Annotated in this window: 8 protein-coding genes; 1 reads left to right on the top strand and 7 read right to left on the bottom strand. The window is 37.4% G+C overall.

Annotated elements, in window-relative coordinates; genetic code table 11:
* Positions 1–518, top strand: a 518-nt coding sequence (locus tag BAZSYMA_RS06260; protein WP_420912280.1) for a ComEC/Rec2 family competence protein, incomplete at its 5' end; no start/stop codon positions are given.
* Here the strand turns inward: BAZSYMA_RS06260 and dnaE are convergent.
* From dnaE to trpE, 7 genes are all read right to left on the bottom strand, one after another.
* The gene (gene dnaE, locus BAZSYMA_RS06255; RefSeq protein WP_090716789.1) at positions 515–3,994 is read right to left on the bottom strand and encodes a DNA polymerase III subunit alpha; all 3,480 of its coding nucleotides are present in this window, start codon (positions 3,992–3,994) and stop codon (positions 515–517) included. The two genes, BAZSYMA_RS06260 and dnaE, sit on opposite strands and share 4 nt — an antisense overlap.
* 252 nt (positions 3,995–4,246) lie before the next feature.
* Positions 4,247–4,591 (bottom strand): hypothetical protein, encoded by a 345-nt coding sequence (locus BAZSYMA_RS06250; protein WP_090716787.1) that lies wholly within the window; start codon positions 4,589–4,591, stop codon positions 4,247–4,249.
* An 11-nt stretch (positions 4,592–4,602) separates the two neighbouring features.
* The gene (gene soxA / locus BAZSYMA_RS06245; protein ID WP_090716785.1) at positions 4,603–5,466 is read right to left on the bottom strand and encodes a sulfur oxidation c-type cytochrome SoxA; all 864 of its coding nucleotides are present in this window, start codon (positions 5,464–5,466) and stop codon (positions 4,603–4,605) included.
* Between the two features lie 26 nt (positions 5,467–5,492).
* Positions 5,493–5,795: a thiosulfate oxidation carrier complex protein SoxZ gene (gene soxZ / locus BAZSYMA_RS06240; protein WP_090716782.1), complete on the bottom strand. Its 303-nt coding sequence runs from the start codon at positions 5,793–5,795 to the stop codon at positions 5,493–5,495.
* Between the two features lie 34 nt (positions 5,796–5,829).
* Complete coding sequence (locus tag BAZSYMA_RS06235) at positions 5,830–6,273, bottom strand: thiosulfate oxidation carrier protein SoxY (protein WP_090716781.1); 444 nt, start codon at positions 6,271–6,273, stop codon at positions 5,830–5,832.
* A gap of 15 nt (positions 6,274–6,288) precedes the next feature.
* Entirely contained in the window at positions 6,289–6,699 is a 411-nt protein-coding gene (gene soxX / locus BAZSYMA_RS06230; RefSeq protein WP_090716778.1) for a sulfur oxidation c-type cytochrome SoxX, read from the bottom strand.
* A 124-nt stretch (positions 6,700–6,823) separates the two neighbouring features.
* Complete coding sequence (gene trpE, locus BAZSYMA_RS06225; RefSeq protein ID WP_090716776.1) at positions 6,824–8,284, bottom strand: anthranilate synthase component I; 1,461 nt, start codon at positions 8,282–8,284, stop codon at positions 6,824–6,826.
* Positions 8,285–8,765 lie beyond the last annotated feature (481 nt).

Genomic DNA, 8,765 nt, shown 5'->3' with positions numbered 1-8,765 from the left:
TTAGTTCAGTGCCTGAGAAAATTCAAACAAAAGCTTTGACTTGTCAAAAAGGACAAAGTTGGCAATGGGATGGCATAATGTTCAAGATGCTAAACCCCGAAAAAGAAACCAGCTTTAAAGGTAACAATACCTCTTGTGTGCTTAAAATTTCTAATAAGAAATATAGCGTGCTGCTCACTGGTGATATTGAGAGAAAAGCTGAGCACCATCTTGTGCAAAACAATAAAGAAGAACTCAAAAGCACTATTATGCTTGCACCGCATCATGGTAGCAAAACATCTTCAACACAGGCATTCTTAAACGCAGTATCACCATCATTGATTGTGGTATCCAGTGGCTTTAACAATCGCTTTAAACACCCTGCTAAAACCATTATTAAGCGTTATCAATCCAATGGTATCAAAGTATTAAAAACTTCTTGCTCTGGTCAAATTGATGTTTTACTTAGCGATACAATTAACATTAAGGAATATAGAAAAGAGTCTGCGTATTACTATTTGCGCCAATGCGAGGATTAATTATAACTAATATGACTAGATTGAGTACCTAGTAATGCATTAACTTCGTCAATTAATTGCTGGTTTGGAGTAACGAAATATGTGATATCTAGCAGCGCAAAACCTCTAGATTGTTTAACCTGATAATGCAGTCTAACTGGACACTGACCTTTATTTTGTTTGAGTACTGTTGAGAGTTTTTCAAACAGCGATATATGTTGATTATTGAGTAATATCTCAAAGCTTCTGGCATGCTTTTCTTTCACCACATCAATATTTTCAATTTTATCAACGACCAATTGCCAGCCATCTCGATAGTCATCTCTTTCTATTTTCCCAGAAGCCACAACCACTGTATCAATGACCAAAGCGTCACTCACAGAATATTTTTCATCTACCTCTGCGCTTAACACTTTGGAAAAAATAACCCCATTCAATGTAGCTTTACTATCTTCAAGTGTGATTGAGGCCATTAACTTGCCATTTTTGGTATTTCGATAATACACATCAGACAGTAGAGCCAATACTCGCACTTCTTTATTGTTTCTATATGCTAGCTTACTAGGAAAAGTGGCAGAAATATATTGTAAATCACGCTGATATTCATCAGTCGGGTGGTTGTAAAAATAATAGCCCATCACTTTATTTTCAAATTGTAGCGTTTGCCTGAATGAAAAACTTGGCACTAATAAATAATTCGCCTCATACTCATTACACTCTGACGCCTCGGCAAACAAACCACTTTGCCCACTTGAATGGTCGTTTTGTCGTTGCTCTGCTTGCCTCACTGCACTTGGATAAGTATTAATCAAAATCGCTCTATCAATTTTAAACCCGTCTAGAGCGCCACTATAAATTAAAGCCTCTAAAGCACGCTTATTAAGCATTTTCTTTTCTATACGCATACAAAAATCAAACAAGTCTTGATAATTACCATTCTTTTCACGCTCGGCAACCAAAACTTCAACCAAAGACTCGCCAACACCTTTGATAGCACCTAAACCATAAATCAGCGTTTTATCATCTTGAATGCTAAATTCATACAGTGATTCATTCACGCTCGGCGCTTTAACAATAAGCCCCATGGCTTGTGTCTCACCAACAGTAAAACTAATTCTATCAGTATCAGTCATCATCCCTGAAAGCACAGATGCCATGAAAGCAGCGGGATAATGCACCTTAAGCCAAGCAGTTTGATACGACACATAGGCGTATGCTACCGAATGTGACTTATTAAATCCATAACCTGAGAATTTATCAATTAAGTCAAAAATTTCATTGGCTTTATCTTCATCAATATCATGTTTTGCCGCACCCTTAACAAATACGCTTCGCTGTGCATCCATCTCTTCAGCAATCTTTTTACCCATCGCCCTACGCAATAAATCTGCGCCACCAAGCGAATAATCTGCCATTATCTGTGCAGACTTCATCACCTGTTCCTGATATAAAAATACGCCATTAGTGGGTTTTAAGATGTCTTCTAGCATTTGGTGCGGGTATTTCACTTCTTGCTTACCATGTTTTACATTGATATAATCATCTACCATGCCTGCATCAAGTGGACCTGGACGATACAAAGCAAGCATTGCCACAATGTCTTCAAATGAGTCTGCTTGTAATTTCTTTAGATAACCACGCATACCTTCCGACTCTAACTGAAAAATACCCGTGGTATCACAACGCTGCAATAAATCATAAACACCCTTATCATCTAATGACAAAGTATCAATATCAATCAGTGCTTCACTCAGACCCTTAGCATAAACAAGCTTAACAGTTTTATCAATGACCGTTAAATTAGACAAACCTAAAAAGTCAAATTTAACCAGTCCAAGCGCCTCAACATCTTTCATGTCAAATTGCGAAACCACACCATCTTCTGCGCTGGCTTTGTAGACTGGACAGAAATCACTAATTTTACTTGGTGCAATTAATACACCACCTGCATGCGTACCCACATTACGCACCAAACCTTCTAACTGCAAAGATAGGTCTATTAGCGTTGTTACACTTTCCTCAGAGTTATATCGATTTGTTAATTCTTCTGAAAACCATTTGTCTTTATTTTCTTGAGATTCATCCTCAGAAAAACGACCTAATGCACGCGATAAATTGATCTTTAAATCATTTGGAATAGATTTAGAAATACGATCACTAAAACCATAAGGATGCCCTAAAACACGCCCCACATCACGCACCACACCCTTAGCCGCCATAGTACCATAAGTGATAATTTGCGATACTTTTTCAGCGCCATATTTTTGCGATACATACTCAATCACTTCATCGCGACGATCAGTACAGAAATCCACATCAAAATCTGGCATAGAAACACGCTCGGGATTTAAAAAACGCTCAAACAATAATTCATGCTTAATCGGGTCAACATTAGTAATACCAAGTGCATACGCCACTAGTGAACCCGCACCAGAACCACGACCAGGTCCTACAGGTATACCATTGTCTTTAGACCAACGAATAAAATCAGCAACGATTAAAAAATAACCAGGAAAATCCATTTGTACAATCACTGAGAGCTCAAACGCTAAGCGATCATCATAAATCTCACGCTCAATTTCTAACCCTTCTAAGCGTTTATCCAATCCTGCTTTTGACTCCTGAGAAAAGAATTCTGCCATACTAAGCCCTTCAGGTACGGGGAAATCTGGCAAATAATTCTTTTTATATAATTCAAAATGTACATTACAGCGCTTAGCAATTTCAACAGTATTAGTAATCACCTCAGGCAAATCAGAAAACAAGGTATTCATCTCATCGCCAGATTTTAAATATTGCTCTGCACAATAATGTTTTTCTCGCCTTGCATCCTCTAACAAGCCACCTTGAGAAATACAAATACGCGCCTCATGTGCTTCAAATTCATCACTTTCTAAGAATGCCACATCATTAGTTGCCACCAAAGGGATATCAAGCTCCAAACCCAATTCAACACAAAGATGCAGGTGCTGTTCATCTTGCATACGGCTCGTACGCTGCACACCTAAATAAAATCTATCTCCAAATGTGGCTTGCCAAATAGCTGCTTTTTCTTTTGCCTTAGGTATTTGATTCTCAATTAGTGCTTGCGCCACATCGCTACGGACGGCTGGTGCAATCAATATCAATCCTTGATTATGCTGAATTAATTGTTCAGCACTAATACTTGCGCCTTCCATCCCCTCGCCTTTTAGATAAGACAAAGAGATTAATTCAGATAAATTTAAGTAGCCCTGTTGATTTTGACACAAGAGCAATAAAAAAGATTTTTTACCTTCATTTTCAAATGCAATTTCAGTACCAAAAATCGGTTTAACACCAGAACTTTTTGCCGTCTTATAAAGTTTTACAGCGGCAAATAAATTACCATTGTCCGTCAATGAAATTGCACTCATGCCTAACTTCTTAGCCTGATTGACTAATTTTGGTATACGAATCAAACTGTTATCAACAGAGTATTCACTACGGCATTGAAGGTGGACAAATTCAGTAGGCATTTAAAAGAATCTTAGTGTGTGGATTTTAAAAGTTTTATTTTAATCTTAAAATTAACTCAATCAATGATAAAAATAATTTTAAGATTCAGCCCTCTAATAAGGCAAGTTAATATAAAAAGTTTCAAGCCTCTATATGCTTTTAAAAGTAGTAAATTATCATTTCTTACTCTGATATTTTTGTCGTTAAACTCATCTCTTACAGACAAAAAAATACCCCAATAAAGGAGTATTTTTTTGGATAGTTAGATGAATCTAAAAACCCACAGGACCTGCATTAGCTTGGTCTTTAGCCTGCTGCTGAGCATTGAGTGCCTGAGCTTTGGCTTTATTGGCCAATTTCACACATTTCTTACCACCAGCCTTTTTAGCTTGTTTAATGAACTTTTTTGTATCACGCCACTCAAAACCAACTTTTTTAGCCCTTCTATTCTCAGCACTTGCTGCAGAGATTGCACTTTTACATTCAACAGAAAGCTCAACTCCAGAAGCCTTACCAGAAGGGGAATTCTTCCCATTATGTGCATGGTCCGCTGCAACTAAATCAACTTGGACAGACAAAGCAAATGCAGTTAATGTTATTAATAATAGTTTTCTCATGTTATTCTCCTTTATTGTCTATATTCGGTACCAGAAATCTCCATGCCATTACTCATCACAGTATGGAAATATTCTAGATTATCATATTCTTTCTTATGTCTTTTAAATGGCTTAGCACGAACCTGCTTATTACAACCACCATAACGACGCTGAATAGTACCAAAACCATCACCTTTCTTTTTAGCCCATTTACCACGCCATACAGGGAAGTGTGTAATATGGCCTAACGCTGGTGATAATGTGTCACCACGAATACGCTGACCTGCAAAATCTATATGACAGTTTGCACAAGAAAGATTCAACTGACCACGCTTAGCATAGAAGAATTTTTTACCATCTTTATAAGCCGCCAACGCCTTAACATCGCCTTCTGGAACAATGACATTAATCGTCTGACCTTCAGCAATAGTGGTTAAATAAGCCGACATCCATGCCAACTTACCTTTACCAGTGCTAATTTTCTTCTCGCCATTCTTAACGCGACAATCAACAATGGACTGCTCTAAAGTATCAACCTTACTTTCAGCAGTATTCCATCTTGGAAATTGCGTACGAATAGTTTCATCGCCACCAGAAAAACAGCTAGAATAAGTTTTACCATTCTTAAATGCTGTCTTCCATAACTTTTCACCTTTCTCAATATGATCTTCAAACGGAGGCATCTCCATCACTGCTTCAAACTGCCCCATTTTATCTTCACTCACTGCATAAGGACCTTTAGAAAAGTCATTTAACGACAAGTGAGAAAACTTCTTCTTGAAGTGACCTTGAAATGCATCAATATCAGCCTGAACAACTGACGACTGCTGTGCCGAAAATACAGTAGTTGAGCTTAATAAAGCCACTACTGCCATTGTTGTTATAATTTTTTTCATTATTCCCTCCTTAATAAAAAACAGGATTACTTGGACTTTGCAGTCTTAGAGCCTGTTTTACCTTTATTATCCTTATATTTAAGTTCAATTGTGTCACCCTTAACACCCGCAACTTTAAACTTAAAGTACGGGTCTTTAGACATTGAACTACCAATATCTGCATCAACCACTTTATTGCCATTGTGCAATATAACCATGTGGTCAATGTGGTTTGCAGGAACTAATTTACCTTTTTTCTTACGAAGACCAGTTTCCATTGGGTGTTTAATTAACGCTTTAATACTGATAACGCCTTTTCTAGCTTTTGGCTTTAATTTAATCTTTGCCATAATAGTTTCTCCTAATTATAATTAATATATTGAATTAACCGCCGCAGCCGCCAATAGTTACTTTAACTTCTTTCGTTACTTTAGTGGTAGAACCACCTGCAGTAACCAGCGCATCTACTGCTGAAGTTTTACCCATCTTAACACGGGTAGAAATAAAGCCAACTGCACCAAACAAATTAAATGAAGCCACCAATGGCGTGCTATTTTCTTTTACCAAGAAAGAAATATTAGTTACATCACTTATCTTAGAAGCATTTACTTCCATTGGTACCTTTGCACCATTCTCAGCAATCTCAGGGGCTTTGAATTTAAATGAACCTTTACCTGCACTTGCTACATTTGATACTGCTGTATTTGACAAACCTTTGAATTTCGCTGATGCAGCGAAAACTGTTGACGGTGTTAGCAAGCCTGCACCTACTGCTGTTGCAACTGCAGAACCTGCTATTGCACTTTTTAAAAATAATCTTCTTTCCATTTTAACTCTCCTTGTTTATAGTGAATGAATAAAATCTGTAACTGAATCGACTTGCTTTTCAGTTAAAATTTTATGCTTGCCCATTGGTGGCATTAAAGAATTTGGATTCTTAACGGTTGCATCCCAAATTTGTGCTCTCAAAACCGCTCTATTTGGAAACCTTGCTTTCATTGCAACAAGTGGTGGTGCAACATTACCTGGCTGCGTACCACCCTGAATGTTATGACAACCTAAGCAATTACCGTGACTTCTACTAAATGCAGGGGCACAGCCTTCAACATTCGCAGGATATGTTTGTTTACACAATTTTGCCGCCTTCTTTAGTGCTTTCTCTTCCTTCTTACCTGCATAAGAAGGTGTTGCAAGAATTGCGATACTTACTACTGCGGATAATACTAATGTAGAAAAATGTTTGTTTTTAATCATTTTTTCTCCTCTTTATTTAAAAAATAAAAACCTTTAGCTGACTCTATAGGAACAACCAGATAGCCATAATACCTATATTGCAAACGAACGCAAGACTATCATTAAAACATAATATTACGATATATTAAACTTGTTCAGCGGCCTTAATAAGCGCACGCGCCTTATGCATGGTTTCATCCCACTCAGATTGTGGCACTGAATCATACACAACCCCTGCGCCAGCCTGAACATAGAGTTTTTTATCCTTGATGACTGCGGTACGAATGGCAATTGCCATATCCATGCAACCGTGCCAGGAAAGATAACCAATCGCACCTGAATAAATATTGCGCTTAAGTGGCTCAACCTCATTGATAATTTCCATAGCACGGATCTTAGGTGCACCACTAAGTGTACCTGCTGGAAAAGTAGCTCTCAATACATCAATCGCACTCATACCATCTTGCAAGCTACATTCAACATTTGACACAATATGCATCACATGTGAATATCGTTCAATTGACATTTTATCGGTTAACTTCACACTGCCTATTTTGGCAATTCGACCCAAATCATTTCTACCTAAATCAATGAGCATTAAATGCTCAGCAATTTCTTTCTCGTCTGCCAATAAATCTTTTTCCAACGCTAAATCTTCTGCTTCATTACTACCGCGCTTGCGTGTACCCGCCAAAGGTCTTACTGTGGCTGTGTTGTTAGCATCAAAACGCGTGAGAATTTCAGGTGATGAACCGACAATTGCACTGTCACCTAAATTCAGATAATACATATAAGGTGATGGATTCAAAAGGCGTAATTGGCGATACAACTCCACAGGTGGTGCACTGAATTTGCTACTCAATCGTTGTGATGGTACCACTTGCATCACATCACCTGCAACAATATATTGTTGAATTTTTTCAACCGTAGTTTTATAATTGTCTTCACCGAAACTTGAGACAAAATCTTGCTCTTTTAAATTATCTGATTGATACTGTTCGCGCTTGTATGGCACTTGGATTTTGTTTGAAATTTCCTCTAATCGTGCTTGTGCATCTTCATAGTTTTGCGTGTCTGGGTTAATATGAGTAATGATAAATGCTTGATTCAGAACATTATCAAATACCACCAAATCATCAGACACCATTAACAAAATATCAGGCATACCCAATTCGTCTTGTTGGTTAATTTTGGCTAATTTTGGCTCGATATAACGAATGATTTCATAACCAAAATAACCAACCAATCCACCATTAAAATCTGGCAATTCATCTATCTTCGGTACTTTGTACTGACTTAAATATTCTTCAACCCACATCAATGGGTCATCTACCTTATTTGACTCAAGTAATTCACCTTGATACTCAATACGCACATCATAGTCAAAGACTTTAATAACAGTTTGCGCATGCAAACCAATCATTGAATAACGACCCCATTTCTCTCCACCTTCAACCGATTCAAAAAGATAAGAATAAGGATTGTTAGCGAGCTTCAAATACAAATCTAATGCTGTATTTTCATTTGTATCAATCGAAATAGTTTTGTAAACAGGAATATGGTTATATCCATCAGCTACCGTTTTATCAAAATTCGCTTTATTCATGGTGAGACTCCCGTATTAACCCAATAAAATTTATAAAACAACACCTTTCCCACCAAAAACTCGGTAAATAGCTAGCTATTATTCTCATTTTTAGATAAAAATGCGCTATTTTCTGCATTCCCTAAATCACACTGGATTAATACAAGAGCCTCAAGCGTATTTTATATTAAAAGAGACCTTTGCATAAATAGGAATCATCATCAGAAACCCACTTTTCACCCAATTGGTGATTTTTTTAAACCCAGCCTTAGCCCTGCTAGAATAAGGTTTAAAAAAACTCATCAATTGGGTGAAAATTGGCTTTTGCCAATCATCCCTATTTAGTCGCCCCTTAAAAACCCACCCCAACCAAACCAAACCAAACCAAAACCACCCATTTTGCCAACCATCCAAATCAACAAAACTGCTTTTTATCCAACACCACAAAAAACCTTAGGTATTTTACAAAAAATAAGCCCAGTTTTTGCCAAAACAAAAAAGG

Source organism: Bathymodiolus azoricus thioautotrophic gill symbiont, from assembly GCF_001298715.1.
Classification (GTDB): domain Bacteria; phylum Pseudomonadota; class Gammaproteobacteria; order PS1; family Pseudothioglobaceae; genus Thiodubiliella.
This window is presented reverse-complemented; position numbering and strand designations above follow the sequence as displayed.

Excerpts from the sequence above, each read along its gene's own strand:
- dnaE (WP_090716789.1), bottom strand. The coding sequence starts at position 3,994 with ATGCCTACTGAATTTGTCCACCTTCAATGCCGTAGTGAATACTCTGTT.
- BAZSYMA_RS06250 (WP_090716787.1), bottom strand. The coding sequence starts at position 4,591 with ATGAGAAAACTATTATTAATAACATTAACTGCATTTGCTTTGTCTGTC.
- soxA (WP_090716785.1), bottom strand. The coding sequence starts at position 5,466 with ATGAAAAAAATTATAACAACAATGGCAGTAGTGGCTTTATTAAGCTCA.
- soxZ (WP_090716782.1), bottom strand. The coding sequence starts at position 5,795 with ATGGCAAAGATTAAATTAAAGCCAAAAGCTAGAAAAGGCGTTATCAGT.
- BAZSYMA_RS06235 (WP_090716781.1), bottom strand. The coding sequence starts at position 6,273 with ATGGAAAGAAGATTATTTTTAAAAAGTGCAATAGCAGGTTCTGCAGTT.
- soxX (WP_090716778.1), bottom strand. The coding sequence starts at position 6,699 with ATGATTAAAAACAAACATTTTTCTACATTAGTATTATCCGCAGTAGTA.
- trpE (WP_090716776.1), bottom strand. The coding sequence starts at position 8,284 with ATGAATAAAGCGAATTTTGATAAAACGGTAGCTGATGGATATAACCAT.